Below are 18305 nucleotides of genomic sequence, written 5' to 3'. Positions count from 1 at the left end.
CGTACAAGGACTTCTGGTCGAATGTAACCGTGAACGATTTGGTACATAAAGTCAAGCACTAACTTTGATGTTGAGCCGAATATATAAAATAAAAAAATAAATTAAAACGTCAATTTTATTGCAGATAGAACGTTTACTATATAGATCAAATTCTAAGGAGGAACCAATATTGAGACGAGTCTGTTATAAAATCGCAATTCTAGCTATTTTACTAGTTGCCCTAGTTATCCCTGGACAAGCTTTAGCAGAATATACAACACCGCCGTCAGGAATCGTAACTCCCTTTACTCAGTTTGATCCTGACTTTGATTATCTGGAAAAAGGAACTTCCTACATAAGTTATGGCGGCAAAGGTATGGCAAGTATATGGGGTGAAACCATTGCGACCCGTAGAGTTGATAAAGTTGGGATACGGTTGGTGTTACAGCGCTGGACGGGAAGTGAATGGATTGATGTATACACTGGACCCGAGTCGGAAATGAGTGATTCTTCTCGCAATAATCAAACCATAGATAATTTATCAGTTTTGAGTGGCTACTATTATCGGGTGAAATCGACCCATTGGATTACATATGGTAGTACAAAGGAGGATGGTGTAAGGTATTCCTCTACACTGTTAATTCCTGACTAAAAAGAAAGAAGCGAACAGGGGCATTCCATTGTTCGCTTTTCATTTTAATGATTCTCCAATCTGTAAAATGTCTTGCTTGGTAATCGGTCCGGATATAAAGACTTTTATTCGGTCTTTAGTCAGCCATTCTAAACTCACTATGCTACCGTTACGATCTACGAATAATATTGCCGGTTGCTCTCCTACTAGAACATCAAACAGTTTTCCTGAATCACTATTAATATCGGTTTTAATTGCCCCCGTTTTCGATTCAATTTTTCGTTGGCCGATTTTTAATAATTCTCCATCTTCATTAAGGTATTCAAAGTAGGCATCATTGTATGTTCCGTTCGCCTCCTTGGTGATGAATAAAGCATCTAACGTAAACCTCTCAGGTATATAAGAAGGAATCAACAGGGGGAAGGCGATTTTATTTTTTGCATCTTCCAAGCTAGTCTTCTCGGGAGCGAAGCTGCTGCCAGGGCTGTTAGAAGTTGGTGGTTCTTCTTCGGGAGGTATAGTTTTAGCGTGTGTAGAATCCTCATCAGGTTCCTCATGAAAGATTTGAATAATATCACCCTGAATCTTTTGCAGTAATGTGGCAAATTTGGCATAGGATATAGAAATATTGTTACTCATAAAGAAGCTAATCAATAAAGAACAGGCAATAACAGCGATACTTATTCTTATTCGTTGCAGCCAAACTTTGCGACGCTTAATTTTTTGTAATTTGACTTGTACTTGCAGCCAAGAACCCGATCCATCTGGGATATCTACACTTTCATGGTTGCACCTTAACATTTCTTTAATTTTTTGGTCATTTTCTTCTACATGACGCATTTCAATCAACCCATTTTCTTGAGAAGTAATAAAGCAATTTCTTACGTGCCCTTGTTAGCAGTTGAGCTAGTGCTTGTTCTGATATTTGTAACTCTTCCGCAATCTCCCGGTATGATTTTTCTTCGATATAAAATAAAAATAACACATTTCGATACCTAATATTCAACTGATTGAGGGCTTCATGAAGCATTTCATCCCGAATATGTTCTTCCACCAGATTGTCGACTAGTATTTCTTCAGTAGGTGGGAAGAATTCATTTTCTTTAACGAGTTGCAGGTCAGAAACATAACGGTATTTTTTATTTTTTTTCAAAAAGTCGTATGCGGTATTCCGGGCAACTTTCTTGACCCAAGCTTTCATATTTGTAGTATTTCTCAATTTCGGCGCTCTCTCAACTACTTTTAAGAAGGATTCTTGTACAACATCTTCGGCTAATGTGTGATCCCTAAACAGAAAATAAATGTCACGATAAATCATATTCCGAAAGGATTGATAGATTAATTCTTGAGATGATATGTCCAAGTGATGGAAATCACTGTGTAAGAATATGAGCCATTGCTCCATATGTATTCCTCCAATCCCTCCAATACATGGACCTAGTTATTCGTAATATTTGAATAGCTGATGTATCTAATTAAGTATTATAAATCAAAAAAATATTTTCTACAGAAATATTTGAAAAAAATGTTATTATAGTCTTAAATTTTACAAATGGAAAATCATCCACATATCTTCACGGCAAGTTTAAAGATATTACATAAATTTTGCTAATAAAGTGTCAGGAAATGGCGATGATAGTCGTTATATAATTAGACAACAAGATTAAAGTGGAAATGTAACCTTCATTCAAAGTTAGGGGGGGATTCCGATGGGCAAGTTCTAGTAAGACCTCATCGTTAATTATTCATTATAGAGAGGAGGACTTGTTAAATGAAAAAACCATTTTGTCTCTTTGTAGTAATGAGCCTAATTGTTGGACTATTTTCAGGTACAGCTGTATTTGCTGAAAAATTGGATGCTTCTACACTGGCTTCCAAAGGTGCTCTAGTACAGACACGGGCTGAATTTGTAGGGCAGTCTGTTATTGATTATCTCCAAGCAAATGATGTAACTGTCGATAAAGATTCAATCATTGAAATTTTACCATTGGCAAAAAGTAATAATGCACTAGCTCACAGCTCTTATAATACTGTTCTTAGTGTTACCAATGTAGAAAACGGGAAAGTTTATAAGGATGTCCTTATTACGTACACAGAAGGAAGTGACGGCCTTTTGTCCGTCGTGGACGTACCGGTTAATTCACGTGCAGGACAATCTCTTTCCGGAGAAGTGCAGCCTTTTGCCGGTCACACAATTGAATTTCCACCCGACTCCTGGGACGATAGACTGACTATTAGAGGAACTGCTGTTTATGATATATATTATGATAGTAGTGGAATTTTTAGTTACTACAGTCCATATGGGGTTTATTTTACTTATACTAAAGGATCGGCTAAAAATGTAAGTTATATATCTGTTAATTATATTTGTGAAGGTGGTGTATATTCTTATCCGGGTTTCGAATCGTTGGGTTACACTGTCTCACATTCAGTAAAGGTAAGTCAGTCGAATCCAGCTACGAATACTATGTATCACAATACTAATTATTTTGATTCGAACAAGGTAATCCTTCTTTCCGGAACGCCTTTTGCTGGTAATTCCATGACATTTGATTTTACTGTTGATGGCAGGAGTGATGGATATACAGTATATTTTTAGTTACCGCTGATAGGTCTTTGGTTTTTACAATTCTATAGGGTATAAGGCACAATCGGCCTCGGCAAATTCTAGGCACGAGGCTGATTGATTGCCTTAATGAATAGGTATGCCTATATGAACTTGTTATGTTGTGCCCTTACTTGAAGCAACTTAGATTTTTACAATTGGAGTAAATGGAACATCTATTAGGAAAAATCAACGGGTGGTTGAAGCTGTGAGTAATACATTTACTCCAAATAAAGCAAGGGAAGTGACTTATATGATAAAAAAACTTGGGTTTATGCTGATTATTGTGCTGGTCGTCTCTAGTTTAGCGGCATGTGGTTCAGACTATATAACGGGTAATAAAGATGTTAAGGATTTGATGGAAAATATTGGTTTAAAGAAGGAAGAAGTTTTTAACAATTTAAAGCTGGAAGAGGGAAAGGATATTGAGGAGTTCGATGGAAAGGCCGGAATATACGCCTTCAAGGAGGAACGTACTGTTTACGGTCAATCTCTTAAGCTTGCTCTTACTTTTGACATAAATAATGATAAAATGTATGGGTTTATGTATATGAAAGGGTTTAAAGATCAAAAAAAGGATGCATATGACCTTACCCAAAAATTGCAAAAGGATTTAAATAAAGCCTACGGAGAGCCAACGACTTATCCGGAATTGAACAATACAATTTCAAAGATGCCGAACTATGAAGATTTACCGGAGAAAGAGTCTGCTGATTTCCTTGAGACTTGGAAAGCGGATGATGGATTAGACGTTGAATTACGGATGACTATCCAAGAGGGTCAAAATGCCAGTGTCACACTAACATACAAAATAAACACATTACCTGAAGATTGGAACAAGTAATTCTTAATCCTGTTCATTAACTTTGGTCTGTGACGTGAACAAAAAAAGAGCGCCTCCCGTATACCGGGGTCCGGGAATGCGGTACATTCACTGCCCTGGTTACGAGGAAGACGCTCATGAGTAAACTGGAGAAGATCCAGGTTTATATGGACGATCACAAACCGGCCCCGGCCCGCAAATAATTCGTCAGTATCTCTTCATGCAGGGTGCGGTTTCCCGTGAAAATGGAGGAGGCTTCGAACATCCGGACGGGACTGCCGTCAATAGAGGTAGTGACCGCTTCGACTTCCTTCAGGATGACCAGGCCAGCCGCGTAGTCCCATGGGGACAGGCGCAAACAGATAAAGCCGTTGAGCCTGCCGCAGGCGACGGCGGCCATTTCCAGCGCGGCCGATCCTATAATTCGCGTGCCCCGCAAATCTTGGATCAGAGGATGAAATTTCGTGTGATCGCAGTAATCGTTCGGAACGAGCCACAGGCTGTTGATTCCGATCAGCGAATGCTTGACCGGCGTATCGCTCAGCGGTTTAAGCTTCGTTTCGTTTAAATAAGCGCCCTGTCCGTGCAAAGCATGGAACAGTTCATCCTTGATCGGATCATAAATGACGCCTATTTTAGGCTGCCCGTTCTCATAGACGGCTACCGAGATAGCGAAATTTTCCCTCTGATGGACGAAGCTCGTCGTTCCGTCAATCGGATCGATCAGCCAGACGATTTCATCCATCGGGTCGCTCTCGGCTTCGGCCGACATGCCTTCTTCGCCAATAATGCGGTGGTGAGGGTAGGCATTCTTTATTTTATCGATAAAAAATTGTTCGATTTCCCGGTCCTTCTCGGTCACGAGATCCGCTTCCGACGTTTTATAATCTACGTGCAGCTGTTGTCCCAGACTGTCGCGTAAGTTTTTTCCCGCTTCCCGCGTCCACTCCTTGGCTCTTGCGTATACTTCCTGAAAGTGGTCCATGCGTCAGCCCCCCGTTAAAAATACTTGTCGACTTCTATCTCCTTAAGGTTGCGGTACACGATATCGGCTTGGGTTAAATTCCCGGCTTCTCCTATTCCGATGGCGAGCATTTCCGCTGCCTTGGCGGCTTCCAGGCCCGCTTGCGAATCTTCGAATACTGCGCATGCGCGATAAGGCACATTCAGCTTGTCCGCTCCAAGCTTGAAGACCTCCGGATCAGGCTTGGCTTTCGATACGCTGTTGCCGTCTACAATGGCATCGAAATAAGAAGAAATGCCCGTACGATCCAAAATAAGCGGCGCATTCTTGCTCGCCGAGCCTAACGCAATTTGTATGCCTCTTTGCCGCAATTCGCGCAGCAGCTCCAAAGCGCCGTCGAGCAGCTCCGAAGCGTCCATCTTATGAATATAAGCGACATATCGGTCGTTCTTCTCGCTGGCCAGCTTCTCTTTTTCCGCTTCGGTAAAACGGTCCTGCATCTGTCCGATTTCCAGCAGGATGTCCAGGGAAGCCATCCTGGACACCCCCTTGAGTCTCTCGTTGTGCTGCAGCGTAAAGTCAAAGCCCAATTGATCGGCCAGCTCCTTCCAGGCTAAATAGTGATACTTGGCCGTATCGACCAGAACGCCGTCCAAATCAAAGAGCGCGCATTGATATTTCATTCTCCGGTACCTCCGTTACTTCCGTTACTTCAATTCCACCTGAAGCCGATCCTTCAACGTATGTTTCTCGCCATATATATGAATTTCTTTGGTCGTGCCCTTCAGAAGAAGCACTTCGAAAGCTCCCCGCCGGACAACGATCTGGATCAGACTGTCCTCGAAGCGGATTTTAAAATCGTATCCCTCCCATAGATCAGGCAGTGTCGGTGCGATGAACAATCCTTGCTCTTTCACGCGCAGACCGCCGAATCCGTAGACGATGGCCATATAGGTTCCGCCCAGATTGGCGGCATGGATTCCGTCCTTCGTGTTTTTATGCGTATTGAACAGGTCCAGCTTGGAGGATTCGCCGAAATATTCGTAGGCCTTGTCATGAAGCCCCAGCTTGGAAGCCATGATGCTGAATATACAGGTAGAGAGCGACGAATCATGTGTCGTTATTTTCTCGTAGTAATTGAACGAATTGCGGATCGTGCTCAGCTTCTGGGCGTCTTCCAGTATAAAATGGGCGAGCACCGTGTCCGGTTGTTTGCACACCTGATGGCGGTACAAATAGAGCGGATGATAGTGAAGCAGCAGAGGAAACTTATCCTTCGGCGTACCGGCGATATCCCATTTTTTCTTGGAAAGGAACGAATCGTCCTGCGGATTGATGTCAAGCTCCTCGTCATAGGGCAAATACATCCGCTCCGCTGCTTCCCGGAACGCCGCAATCTCCGCCTCGGTCAGCCCGATTTTGCCGATTACCTTCGAGAACGCCCCGGAATCCTGCTCTTGCAGCAGATGGTAAAATTTGAAGGCCCATTGCAGGTGGTATTGCGCCAGTACATTGGTGTAATAGTTATTATTGACAAGGCAAGTATATTCATCCGGCCCCGTCACATTATGAATATGGAATTTGCCCTTATGTTCATGTCCCGCATCCAGCCACAGTCGGGCGGTTTCGAAGAGGATTTCGGCGCCGCATTCCAGCATCAGCTCCGTATCCTTCGTCAGCAAATAGTACGTTATAATGGCATAGGCGATATCCCCGTTGATGTGGTATTGCGCGGACCCCGACGGGAAGTACCCGGAGCATTCCTTGCCCATAATCGTTCTCCATGGATACAAAGCTCCTCTGGCATGCCCCATCAGTCGGGCGTGGTCTCTAGCCTGGTCCAGTATGTTATGACGATAACGGATCAGGCTCTTCGCAATCTCGGGGTTGGTCAGCGAGAAGAACGGCATCATGTACATTTCCGTATCCCAGAAATAGTGGCCTTCGTAGCCTTCGCCGCTCAGCCCTTTCGCAGCAATGTTGCTGTAGGCGTCTTTGCCGACCGATTGAATGAGCTGGTACAAGTTGAAATAAACCGCCATGCTCAATTCATCGTCACCGTAAATGTTAACGGCGCAATTCTCCCAGTATTCCGCCAAATATTTTTCCTGTTCCTCATACAAACGGTTCAGCCCTATAGCAGACACCCGCTCCATCAGTTTCAATGCTTCGTCCCGGCAGCTTGCGCTGCGGATGGAGTCGGACAGGACGGTATATTTTACAAGAGTTGCTTTCTCCCCGGGCGCGAGCTCTGTCTTCCATTCATAGATGGCCGTCCCGTCCTCGATGAAGCGGCTTTCTTGTCCGGCTTTGGAACATTCGTGACGGACCGCGGACGCAACCTGAAGCCCGGATTTCGAGGTATTGGATACAAGGAGAGATGTCTCTCCGACAAATTCCGCGCTTACCGGTAAAATATATTGGAAGGTTTCACCGGCTACCCTCGGATCGTTCGGGTTGAAGTAGTTTTGCACGTTCCCGATATGAGTGGACACCAGGCGAAGTTCGCCGTCGAAATTGACCGATTCCACTTCGTATTCAATCGTAAATAAGGGAAGGAGATGAAAGGAAGCCATTCTTTTGACAGTGATCCTCACTTCATGTTTCCCCGGAGATCTCCAGAGCACCTCGCGCATCGACCAGCCTTTGCCCATATCCAGCGTTCTTGAGCTTTCCACGACTTCGCCGTCGAACTTGCTGAACTCTTCGCCGTTAATATAGAGCTTGATTCCTTGAGTATCCGCAACGTTAAGCATCGTCTGCTTCTCTTCGACCAGGCCGTAGAGCTTCTCCGCCTGCTTCATCTCCGCAAAATCGTAGAATCCGTTAATATATTGTCCGCGGATCGACAGATAACCGTCGGGGTAACCTTCCTCGAAGTTCGAACGTACGCCGAGATATCCGTTGGCGTTATGGAATAAAGTTTCATTTAACATAAGATCGTCGTTGTCCAAGCTTAACTGCCGCACTTGAAAACGCAAGTTGTCGTTATTCATCTCTACTGCTCCTTAATCGTTACTAATATTCGTATTACTTAACGGCTCCTTCTCCAATACCTTTAATAATGTATTTCTGCGAGAAGGCGTAGAAAATTACAACCGGAATGATCGTCATCGTCAAGCCCGCCATGGCCAGATTCCATTGAATCGTAAATTCCCCGAAGAAGTAGAAGGTCGACAGGGGAATCGTCCGCAATCCTTTGGAGGATAGCGTCAGCGAAGGGAGCAGGTAATCGTTCCAAATACTAATGACGTTCAGGATCATGACGGTTACGGTGGTCGGCTTTAGCAAAGGGAAGATGATCCGCCAGAAAATACCGAACTTGGAGCAGCCGTCAATGGTCGCTGCTTCCTCCAAGGCAACCGGAATCGACTTGATGAAGCCGTGATACAGAAATACCGCCATGCTCGCATGGAAGCCTATATTCATGTAAATTAAGCCTTCATGCGTATTCAGCATCGGAATATGCAGCGTTCTGCCGATCATATCCATAAATTGCATCAGAGGCATCATTAAAGTCTGGAACGGAATCAGCATCGTCGCCACGAAGGTCATAAAGATGAACTTGCTCAGCGCGTTGTCTGTCCGGACGAGCATCCATGCGGTCATGGAGGTCAGAACAACGATCAGGATGATCGAGATTACGGTAACGTACAGCGAGTTGCCGAACGCGGTGAGAAAATTCATTTTTTGAATCGCTTTGGAATAGTATTCGAAGCTTAAGCTTGACGGAAGTGCCAGCGCATTGTCATAGAGTTCTTGCCGGTTCTTGAACGAATTGACCAGCATAATGTAGATCGGAGACAGGAAGGCAAATGCGACGACCAACAGAAACAATTCGCCGATAATTTTGCCGGATTTTCTCATCACATTTGCACCTCTCTCTTCTTAGTGATGTATACCTGTGTCAACGTGATGGCGGCGACAATGACGAAGAACACGATCGCCTTGGCCTGCCCTAATCCGTAATGGCCGTAACCGAAGATTTCGTTGTAAATATTCATCGCAAACATTTCCGTGGCGTTGGCCGGGCCGCCTTTGGTCAGGGACAGATTGACGTCGAAAATTTTGAAAGCGTTAGCCAGAGACAGGAACAGACAGATGGTGAAGGAAGGCATCAACAGCGGAAAAGTGATTTTCGTCAGCTTCTGCCAGCCGCTTGCCCCGTCCACCTTCGCGGCTTCAAACACATCACCCGGGATGGCTTGGAGACCAGCCAAATAAATGATCATCATGTAGCCCGCCATTTGCCATGTAAAAACAATAACGGTTGCATACAGCGCATAGTTGGGGTCCAACAGCCAGTTAAAGAAGACTCCCTTCCATCCTGTTGATTCTCCAATAATTCTGAACCCGTCAGAGAAAATAAATTTCCAGATATAGCCCAAGATCAATCCGCCGATCAAATTGGGCATAAAGAAGAGCGTGCGCGCGGCTTTGGCACTGCGCAGCTTGGAGGTGACCAGCAGGGCAAAGCCAAGCCCCAGGATATTGACCGACAAGATGGCCATAACGGTAAATTTGATCGTATTCCAGGCCGAATCCATGAAGCGCGTGTCTCCGAACAGCTGGACATAGTTGTCAAATCCTACGAAGATTTTCGGGTTAGAAGGAATGCCGTTCCATTCGAAGAACGAATAATAGATCCCTATAATAAACGGAATAATCACGACGGTAATAAAAATTATTAGCAGAGGTACCGTAAATAGAGCGAACCAAGCTTTATCCTTCCAGCTTCTCAATTCAATCCCTTCCTTCCGTTGCTATTGACGGCGTTACATAACAAAAAGCCCATCACCCGACGTATGCTGACCATACCGTTGTGTGAGGGCCTTTTGTGCAATGATTATCCTAATTTTGCTTTATTTTACGCTGTTTGCCCACGCAGCATCTAATTTTTGCAGCAGTTGCTCGCCAGTCATGTCCGCTGAGAGGAAGTATTCCTGAGTCGCCGGCACCAGATCGTTGATGATCGTATTAGGCGGGAAGTAGTTATAGGCCCAAGGAATGGTCTTCCCACTGTTGGAAGCTTCATGTACGGCTTTCGATAACGGATCCAGATTGCCGGCTTCAATATTCGTCATAGCCGGAATAAATCCGAACTCATCCACAATATAATGCTTTCCGGTTTCGCTGGTGAACATCCAGTTTAGGAAGTCGACGCCTGCTTTAATCTCCGCCTCGCTGGCATCGGCATTGATCGCCCAGTTGCTGGCCACGCCGACCGCCAGCTTATCGTTGCCGCTGAGCGGGAATGGCATCATGCCCATTTCGAAACCTAGATCCCCGTAATCCTTGAACATTCCGTAAGCCCAGTTTCCTTGGTGGATCATCGCGCTCTTGCCGGTCGCAAAGTCACCGATCTGATCGTCGTATTTCACTTCCATCGGATTTCTGGTATTGGCTTTAATGGCATCCATGAATTTGGCAAATTCCTGGAATTCCTTCGTATCCGCCATCTTGACTTCGCCTTTGTTCAGCTTGTCGATAAAGTCTACCGGGTCTTTCTGCAGAGCGAAAGGCGTATTCAAAATATGCCCGATCAGGAAATAGCCTTCCTGGGATAGTCCCAGTCCGTTAATACCCTCTGCTTTGAACTTTTCGAGCGTTTTGACAAACGAATCGTAATCCTTCACGTCTTCGGGGCTGACCAGGCTTTTGTTGTAAACGAGGCCGTAGCCTTCTACGCCGTAAGGAACGCCAACGACTTTATCGTCAACCTTCAGAGCCATATTAGGTGCAATATTCTTCACGTATTCTTCGTTGCTCTGATCGTACAGATAAGACTTCAATTTATCCGCTTCGCTAAGCTTGACGGAGAAAACAGTCGGACCCTGATTGCTGCTCAGCTTGGTTTGAAGCGTTTGCAGATAACTGTCGCCGGTAGAGCCCCAAATTTCCACATCAATTCCGGTCTCTTCCGTGTATTTCGCAGCCAGTTCCTCCAGTTGCTCAGAGATTTCAACCTTACTGTTGAAGACAGTAATTCTTTTGACTTCGGACGGAGACTTGCCACCGTCACCCGCGTTCTTGTTCTCGGATGAACCGCAGCCTGCCAGCGCCAGCGCCACTATAAGCAAGGATGAAACAAGTAAAATAAGTTTTCTGTTTGCTTTCAACGCCATATGCATCCCCTCATAACTATTAAATTTTAGTAAAACGTTATACTAAAACTATATGCAATGTGGATAGCGCTGTCAAGTGCGGATTTTTACCTTACCGTACCTCTCCAGTTGATTTTGGCGCTGAATTTGAACGGTCCTGCGTTCACCGCGCCTCCGATCATTTCCAGCAGTTCCTTCGCGGCCAAATACCCGCTTTCGTACCGCGGGATGCTTACCGTAGTCAATCCGACCATTTCGGCCAGGTCGCCGTCATCGAACCCCGTTACGGAAATATCCTGGGGAACCCTTATATTATTCTCCTCCAAGGCGCGGATGGCTCCGAAAGCCATATCATCGTTCGCGCAGACGAGTACCTCGGGCAGGGAATGGCTCAGAATAAAGATTTTGACCGCCTGATAGCCGCTTTCCTCGCGGTAATTGCCGTGAAAATAGTATTTGTAGTCGAATGGAATATTATTCTTCTTCAGCGTATCTTCAAACCCCGCGAACCGCTCTTTGTTATCCAGCGTATAGTCCGGCCCGCCGATGAAGCCGAACCGCTTGAAGCCTTTGTTGACAAGGGCTTGGACCAGCTCGCACATCACCGTATAGTTATCGACAATGACGCTCTTCGTATATTCGGTATCAATCACCCGGTCCATCAGAATGATTGGAAAATTTTTGCCCGAAACCGATTTTAGAAAATCGTCCGACAGCTTTCTGTCCAGCGTAATGGCGCCGCTCGCGAAGCTGCTTCTCATGAAATTTTTGCTGGATTTATCAGTACAGATAATGAGGTCATAATCGTTGTCTTTAAGATAATCATGAACGCCGTTAATAATTTTGAGGTAAAAATAACGGTCGAACTCGCTGAAATTAAAGACGATCGTGTTTTTCCTCCCGGTTTTCAAGTTTTTTCCCATAATATTCGGATGATAGCCTTGCTCGGCACAAATCTGCAGAATGCGCTCCCTTGTCGCTTTTCCGACATTTTTACGCCCGTTTAACACGTTGGACACGGTGGATACCGATACCCCGGCTATTTTCGCTATATCTTTGATCCCTATCATCTTGGCCCCACCTTTATTTCATTCTAGCATGGATTATAGCATATCGAATAAATTCATGTAAATTTTACTCGATTGTATAGATAAAAAGTAAAATATTTTACCGAAAATGATTGTTGTTAAATGCTTATTTGGATACTTCCAAAGTCTATTTGACGATAAAATGCATCCTAAGCGAGGTTGTTTGCCCGTCAAATGCCCGCCGGGAGTTAATCCCGCTAGTTTCATAACAACAGTATATTACGAGATTTCCTTGCGGGCCATAGCAGAGTTCAGACTTTGGTCCAGTATGGCACTCAACCTGGGACCATTTCGCATCAGGGCGGGGAAAGGTAAACTGGTAAACAAAATATTGCCTGGGGGTTATTTGTTGATGAGTGAGGAAGCCGTACTGCAGATACGGAATGTTACGAAGAAAATCGGGAGACGCACGATTATCGACCAACTGTCTTTAGACATCTCCCGTGGAGAAGTATTCGGATTGCTAGGGCCTAACGGAGCAGGGAAGACGACAACGATCCGCATGATTGTCGGACTGATCTCCATGACGAAGGGCGAAGTGATCATTAACGGGGTTTCCGTGCGGAAGCAATTTGAATTGGCCATGACCCATGTGGGGGCAATCGTGGAAAATCCCGAGATGTATAAATTTCTGACCGGATATCAGAATTTGCTGCAGGCTGCGCGGAAGCATTCCGGTGTCACGAAGGAGCGGATCCGTGAGGTCATTGAGCTGGTCGGTCTGCAGCACCGGATTCATGAGAAGGTGAAGAGGTACTCTCTTGGCATGCGTCAGCGGCTGGGGATTGCACAGTCCTTGCTGCACAGGCCTTCGGTTCTCATATTGGACGAGCCGACGAACGGGCTTGATCCGGCGGGGATTCGCGAGCTCCGGGAATATTTGCGCCACTTGGCCCGGGAAGAGGGGATCGCGGTTATCGTTTCGTCCCACTTGCTGTCCGAGATGGAGCTGATGTGCGACAGGGTAGCGGTTCTCCAAACAGGCCGATTGATCGACGTGTGTTCTGTCCATGAGATGAAGAGCGCCGGCGGGAAGCATCAGATCCTGATCGAGGTTAGTGAGCCGGAATTAACGAAGGAGGCCCTGATTTCCTTGCTGCCGGCGGAGCATATCGCCATACGCGGCGGGAGATTGGAAATAACGGCGGAACGGCAGCGGATTCCCGAGCTGATCAGGGCATTGGTGCATGCGGAAATTGATGTCTACGGCATTCACGCGGTTCAGCAATCGTTGGAAGAGCAATTTTTGGAGATTACCAGGGGGGAGCAAATTGTCTAGTTTCGTTAACCTTGTTCATAATGAAAATATGAAAATTTACCGTCGGCCGCGCACATGGGCGATGGTTGGAATTTTGATTCTGGCTGTGGCATTAATGGCGGGCATTGTCAAATGGGATGAAAGCCGAAGCGTTAGCAGGGATTGGAAGCAGAACATAGCACAGCAGAATGAGCAAATCCGTCAGCATTTGGAGACGGAAGGGGCCAGCCTGAGTCCGGATGCGAAGCAGAGAGTGGAACATGAGCTCAAGTTAAACGAGTACTACCTGGAGCATAATCGGAACCCGGAACAGAGCACCCTCTGGGACGTAATGAACAACTCGGCGATGCTGCTTGTTCTGGTTACGCTGCTGACGGTTATCGTCGCTGCCGACATGATAGCGGCCGAATTTTCGTGGGGAACGGTTAAGCTGCTGCTGATTGGCCCGGCCTCCCGTTCCAAAGTGATGCTGAGCAAGTATACGGCTACCCTTGGGTTTGCGCTGTTTCTGCTCGTTGTCTGCTTCCTGTCCGCGTTTGGCTTGGGGGTGCTTTTCTACGGGACGGAAGGGCTCGTGCAGCCCTATGTGACTATTGCGGCTGATGGCCGGATTCAGGAAGGCTCGATGCTTCTCCATCTTTTGCAAAGCTATGGCTTCAAAGTGGTTGAGCTGATCATGTATGTAACCTTCGCCTTTATGGTATCGGCGGCCTTCCGCAGTTCATCGATGGCCATCGCCTTTTCCCTGCTGTTCATGATGCTGGGCCATCCGATCGTGCAAATTTTAAGCCCGTTTGAATGGGTGAAATATCTGTTATTCGCTAACATTGATTTAAGCCAATATGTCAGGGGGACTCCGCTTCGTCCGGAAATGACGATGCCATTCTCCATCGGCGTTCTGCTGGCCTATTATGCGGTATTCCATTTTATTGCCTGGCTGCTCTTTACGAAGCGGGATGTGGCGGGGTGACACTTCGCTCTAACGTGCCAGGAGGAGTCTTGGTGCATTCAAAGCTCAGGTTGCTCAGGTAAATAGAAGCGCTGCATTTTCTTGCGAAACCTGGAAACGTTATTTGGGCAAAATGGCACCATTCCATTTTCTTACGAAACTCCATATCGCTATTGACCAAAAAAGAAGGCCATGGAGCATGATTTCGCCCAGATAACGATCCCGAGTTTCGTAATATTTGAAATGGCATCGTTTTTACGGCAATAACGTTACCAAGGAGACTGTCGATTAATGGTATACAACCAAAGATCATGCGATAATCGCGCACGGTTTGGTTTTAACGGACCCCAGAGACCTTAATCGCTCCAAAAGGGCCATTCGGTCATTTTAACGGACCGGAATGACCTTATTCTCAAGAAATGCACGCGAAAGTAGGAGAATTCCAAGCAATAAGCCCAACTGAAATAGGGTCTCCCAGGTCCGTTACGTTTTCGCCTGTTGGACTTTTCACTAGTGCAACATCCTGTTGAACGCTTTTCCCACAATGAACCGACAGCCTCTCAAAGTTCATAAGTTGAAAACGGACAAAGAGCGAGTGTTAGCGGAATAGGACCGCTGGACTCGCTCTTTCTTTCGGAAGTATTAACCGTTTATGCGGTTAGGCTTTTCCAACAGTAGTTTTGCAGTAACCTATTGAGGTATGCCTTTGCGCCGTGAGCGTAATCAGACTAATGCGCCGTACATCATTCAATTCCTGTGAACACGAATGCGGGCTGCTTCCACGTGGCCCGGCAGCTTCTCGTAGGAGCCTATTTCCTTAATGAGGGGATAGAGAGCTTCCAACGCTTCTTGATTCAACTGGCCGATGGTCGAATACGTGACCATATCTTTGACCGTGATTCCGGAGAAGGCCCGGGCAAAGCCGTTGGTAGGCAGCACAGCGGTAATCCCGATTCCATAATTGGCTGCGGAAAAAGGAGTGCAGGTTCCGATCAGAATTTCCCCTGCACGATTAATCTGGCCTAGCACCCGGTCCTGGAGCTCCTCTTGACAAACTACCATCAAATGCTCCGGAGCGAAATCATTGATCAGACGGCAGGCCTCATCCATGTCCGGCATGATGAGGATAGCTCCTTTGCCGGATGGACCGAACACGTTTCTCAAGTAGGACTTTCTCGGTTCTTCCGCTTTGTCTATGCACTGTCGGAGCAGCCGTTCCACTTCGATGGCCAGACGGCCGGATGTCGTAACCAGCAAGGAGGAGGAATCCGGTCCATGCTCTCCTTCGTTGATCAGGTCATGGGCAACAGTGGAAGGGTCCGCGGATTCGTCCGCCAAGATAACGCATTCGGTCGGACCGAGACCGACTACGGTCTTCTTGCCGAAGGCTAGAGCCACGCTCATCGCTGCGGCAATGCCGCCCGGACCCGGACCGAAGATTCCGTCCACCTCCGGAACAGAAGGCGTGCCTTGGGCGAAGCCGGCAATGATGGAGACGCCGTTGCCCACGACGAAATGATCGGCACCCGCCAGCCTGGCGGCAGCTACTGTCCCGGGATCTCCCAGACCGTTCGGCAAGGGAGGCATCCCGACAATGATATTCCGGATGCCGGCTACCTTGGCTGCGGTGACCAGCATGATGGAAGTGGAGATCAGCGGGCCTTTCCGGGCGGGAATCCAAATCCCTACGGAATCCAGCGGGTTGACCTTCTCCCCGATTACCGTTCCCGGACGGATTTCCAGCTCCCAGGACTGGGGCTTCATGGCTTTGTTGACTTCCCTGACATTTTCGATTGCCTGGTCAATCGCTGCTCTCAAGGCAGGGGTTAGCGAGGCGATGCTTTCATCGATATAGTCTTGAGGCAGAATCAGATCATCCAGCACTACTTGATCATAGGTGCTTGTTGCCTTGCGAATGCCGTCATCCTTATGCAGGGCAACGTCATCAAAAATAGAATAAATCCCCGTCAACACCCCGCGGTCGAACAGTGCCTTGTGAGTTTGAAATCGTTTGGCGAAAGCCTCCCGCTCCTCGGGAAAACGAAAAATGATTTGGCTCATACCAATATCCCTCCTACTAATATTTCTCCGGAGAAACCAAAACGGCTCATTGGAGTATAACAAAATAGAACCAATATAAATGAAAGACTCGCCAGCTCTTGCCAGGATCTCGAGCGGAAACGCTGAGGAAAGATCCATACGCAAGACAGTTAAAGAATATCAGCGGGTACTCAGAGGAAGAGCAGGCAAATTTTGAATAACATCCGTCTGCTCTGTGAAATAATGACCGTAAAGGAGGGCCTGCCATGTTCGGAAGGGAAGTTCAGTATAGTGATGTCGGGATCACACTATATATGAAAGGTTTATTAAGCTGGTTTGCCGTCAAAAGAAAGCTGGTTATGCCTTATCACACCATTAAGAATGTACTAGTCGATGAGTTTGACCCCCCGCGTTGGATGCTGAGAATGCCGGGAACCTCCATATCGGCCCTTTATATCTATGAAGGCAGCTTTAAATATGCGGATGAGTGGTACTTCCTATCCTTCGAACGCCGCGAGCCGCTGGTCCATATCGAGCTGGAAGGGCACGAGCAGTATAAATACGTTATTTTTCAAACCGACAACCCTACAGAGACGGCTTCGAACATACGAAGACGCTTGGCGAGTTTGCGGGGATAAGGTACATCCTTTACATTTTTCATAAACCATCGGCCCTTTCTTTTTTGGATCAAAATAAAAAACGCGCAAGACCTCTTGGTCCTGCGCGTTCTGTATGCCGCAGGGAGGCCAACGCGATAAGCGTTAGCCCACCCTGAATATTACAGGTGAACTAACGCTGTTTGTGATGATGATGAAGTTGGTTCAGAACTATGGTATTCATAACTTATGTCCCTTCAGCCAATTATTTACAGATGATTATAACAATAAATTTTAAGAGGTGCAAGTGACATTTATAAAACGAAGAAACCATTATATCACAAACCACCTAACAGAAGGGATATTCTGTTAAGTGTTTTGTGAACTTAATTTGTCTTGGGCCCACTTACATTATATGGTACTTAATTCGTATCTATTTTACGACTAAACTACCATTTTTGGATTTAAAAGGTTATTATGGTAGACTATTTCCTATATATAGTATAAAATTGGAAATAATCTAAGGTGAGATATCAATCTGAGTAATTATGATGGTATTTTACCCAAGCAAACTAATAAACGAGGAGGGTAGAGGTTACCTATAAGCATTAATCGATTAGACTAGGAGGGGATAATCAAATGGCAAAAAAATATTTGTCAGTAACAGTAGTTTCTATTTTTGTTGTTGTTTTATTTTCTCAAATTGCTTTTGCTGATATTTGGGGCGGAAATAAATATTGGAATGGAATTACTATTGTCGAATATGATGATTCCGTTGCAAATTATGGCTATACCGAACATTATGATGAGGCTATGGAAAATTGGAGGAATATTTCGAGTCAAGTTACTTTACAGAAAGCATCTCATCAATATGCTGATAGATACTATGTTGGAAATACGGATGATGCCACATTATTAGGGGTAGTGATTCCATATACTATATCAGGGAAAAAACTTGGATATGAAAGTAATTGGAGTGCTGGCTACGCAACTGCCATTATTTATGATAATACAATGAATTCATATAATATGACTTATGCCCAAAAAGTGTCTAATGCAACTCATGAATTAGGTCACACATTAAAGTTAGCTCATCCGTCATCTACTCAAGTGTCAGTTATGAATCAGGGAATCCAAAGCATAGGACCTACAACCTATGATAAAAATGAATTAAAAAGAAAGTGGGGAAATTAAATAGGATCTCGGAATAAACCGGGCGATTGAGGCTCAATTTGGGGTGCTTGAGTTAAAATTATCGATGTAAACGT

17 protein-coding genes are annotated in these 18305 nt (G+C 45.8%); 7 read left to right on the top strand and 10 right to left on the bottom strand.

Annotation, left to right across the window (positions count from 1 at the left end; genetic code table 11):
- Positions 1-169: 169 nt before the first annotated feature.
- Complete coding sequence (locus FS806_RS23030; protein ID WP_144941359.1) at positions 170-631, top strand: hypothetical protein; 462 nt, start codon at positions 170-172, stop codon at positions 629-631.
- Between the two features lie 39 nt (positions 632-670).
- Here FS806_RS23030 and FS806_RS23025 read toward each other — a convergent pair whose 3' ends face one another.
- Both FS806_RS23025 and FS806_RS23020 read right to left on the bottom strand, forming a co-directional pair.
- Entirely contained in the window at positions 671-1450 is a 780-nt protein-coding gene (locus FS806_RS23025; RefSeq protein ID WP_144941357.1) for a DUF4367 domain-containing protein, read from the bottom strand.
- Between the two features lies 1 nt (position 1451).
- Positions 1452-2015, bottom strand: coding sequence for an RNA polymerase sigma factor (locus FS806_RS23020; protein ID WP_144941355.1), 564 nt, complete (start codon positions 2013-2015; stop codon positions 1452-1454).
- Positions 2016-2381: 366 nt separating this feature from the next.
- On the opposite strand from FS806_RS23020, the gene FS806_RS23015 reads away from it, so the two are divergent.
- On the top strand, positions 2382-3209 hold the full coding sequence (locus FS806_RS23015) for a hypothetical protein (RefSeq protein WP_144941353.1): 828 nt from the start codon (positions 2382-2384) through the stop codon (positions 3207-3209).
- 214 nt (positions 3210-3423) lie between these two features.
- On the top strand, positions 3424-4059 hold the full coding sequence (locus tag FS806_RS23010; protein ID WP_144941351.1) for a hypothetical protein: 636 nt from the start codon (positions 3424-3426) through the stop codon (positions 4057-4059).
- Between the two features lie 154 nt (positions 4060-4213).
- On the opposite strand, the gene FS806_RS23005 is transcribed toward FS806_RS23010, so the two are convergent.
- The 7 genes from FS806_RS23005 to FS806_RS22975 form a co-directional block, all read right to left on the bottom strand.
- Positions 4214-5023 (bottom strand): inositol monophosphatase family protein, encoded by an 810-nt coding sequence (locus FS806_RS23005; protein WP_144941348.1) that lies wholly within the window; start codon positions 5021-5023, stop codon positions 4214-4216.
- Between the two features lie 14 nt (positions 5024-5037).
- Entirely contained in the window at positions 5038-5685 is a 648-nt protein-coding gene (pgmB, locus tag FS806_RS23000) for a beta-phosphoglucomutase (RefSeq protein WP_144941346.1), read from the bottom strand.
- 24 nt (positions 5686-5709) lie between these two features.
- Entirely contained in the window at positions 5710-7998 is a 2289-nt protein-coding gene (locus FS806_RS22995; RefSeq protein ID WP_186328507.1) for a glycoside hydrolase family 65 protein, read from the bottom strand.
- Positions 7999-8032: 34 nt separating this feature from the next.
- Positions 8033-8869: a carbohydrate ABC transporter permease gene (locus FS806_RS22990; RefSeq protein WP_144941362.1), complete on the bottom strand. Its 837-nt coding sequence runs from the start codon at positions 8867-8869 to the stop codon at positions 8033-8035.
- Entirely contained in the window at positions 8869-9744 is an 876-nt protein-coding gene (locus FS806_RS22985; protein WP_144941345.1) for a carbohydrate ABC transporter permease, read from the bottom strand. The genes FS806_RS22990 and FS806_RS22985 overlap by 1 nt, the downstream gene beginning before the upstream one ends.
- 120 nt (positions 9745-9864) lie before the next feature.
- Positions 9865-11121 carry an ABC transporter substrate-binding protein gene (locus FS806_RS22980; protein WP_144941360.1) on the bottom strand — a complete coding sequence of 419 codons (1257 nt, stop codon included), beginning with the start codon at positions 11119-11121 and terminating at the stop codon, positions 9865-9867.
- 92 nt (positions 11122-11213) lie between these two features.
- Positions 11214-12176 (bottom strand): LacI family DNA-binding transcriptional regulator, encoded by a 963-nt coding sequence (locus tag FS806_RS22975; RefSeq protein ID WP_144941343.1) that lies wholly within the window; start codon positions 12174-12176, stop codon positions 11214-11216.
- 370 nt (positions 12177-12546) lie between these two features.
- Between FS806_RS22975 and FS806_RS25960 the strand changes: the two genes are divergently transcribed.
- The gene (locus tag FS806_RS25960; protein WP_186328506.1) at positions 12547-13473 is read left to right on the top strand and encodes an ABC transporter ATP-binding protein; all 927 of its coding nucleotides are present in this window, start codon (positions 12547-12549) and stop codon (positions 13471-13473) included.
- Positions 13466-14422, top strand: coding sequence for an ABC transporter permease (locus FS806_RS25955; protein WP_186328505.1), 957 nt, complete (start codon positions 13466-13468; stop codon positions 14420-14422). Before FS806_RS25960 ends, FS806_RS25955 begins: the two co-directional genes overlap by 8 nt.
- A gap of 726 nt (positions 14423-15148) precedes the next feature.
- On the opposite strand, the gene hisD is transcribed toward FS806_RS25955, so the two are convergent.
- Entirely contained in the window at positions 15149-16462 is a 1314-nt protein-coding gene (gene hisD, locus FS806_RS22965) for a histidinol dehydrogenase (RefSeq protein WP_186328504.1), read from the bottom strand.
- 245 nt (positions 16463-16707) lie between these two features.
- Between hisD and FS806_RS22960 the strand changes: the two genes are divergently transcribed.
- Together FS806_RS22960 and FS806_RS22955 are read left to right on the top strand one after the other, a co-directional pair.
- Positions 16708-17079 (top strand): hypothetical protein, encoded by a 372-nt coding sequence (locus tag FS806_RS22960; RefSeq protein ID WP_144941341.1) that lies wholly within the window; start codon positions 16708-16710, stop codon positions 17077-17079.
- Between the two features lie 597 nt (positions 17080-17676).
- On the top strand, positions 17677-18231 hold the full coding sequence (locus FS806_RS22955; RefSeq protein WP_144941340.1) for a zinc metalloprotease: 555 nt from the start codon (positions 17677-17679) through the stop codon (positions 18229-18231).
- The last annotated feature ends 74 nt before the right edge of the window (positions 18232-18305 follow it).

The organism is Paenibacillus sp. 32O-W, from assembly GCF_007679495.1.
Lineage (GTDB): Bacteria > Bacillota > Bacilli > Paenibacillales > NBRC-103111 > Paenibacillus_L > Paenibacillus_L residui.
This window is presented reverse-complemented; position numbering and strand designations above follow the sequence as displayed.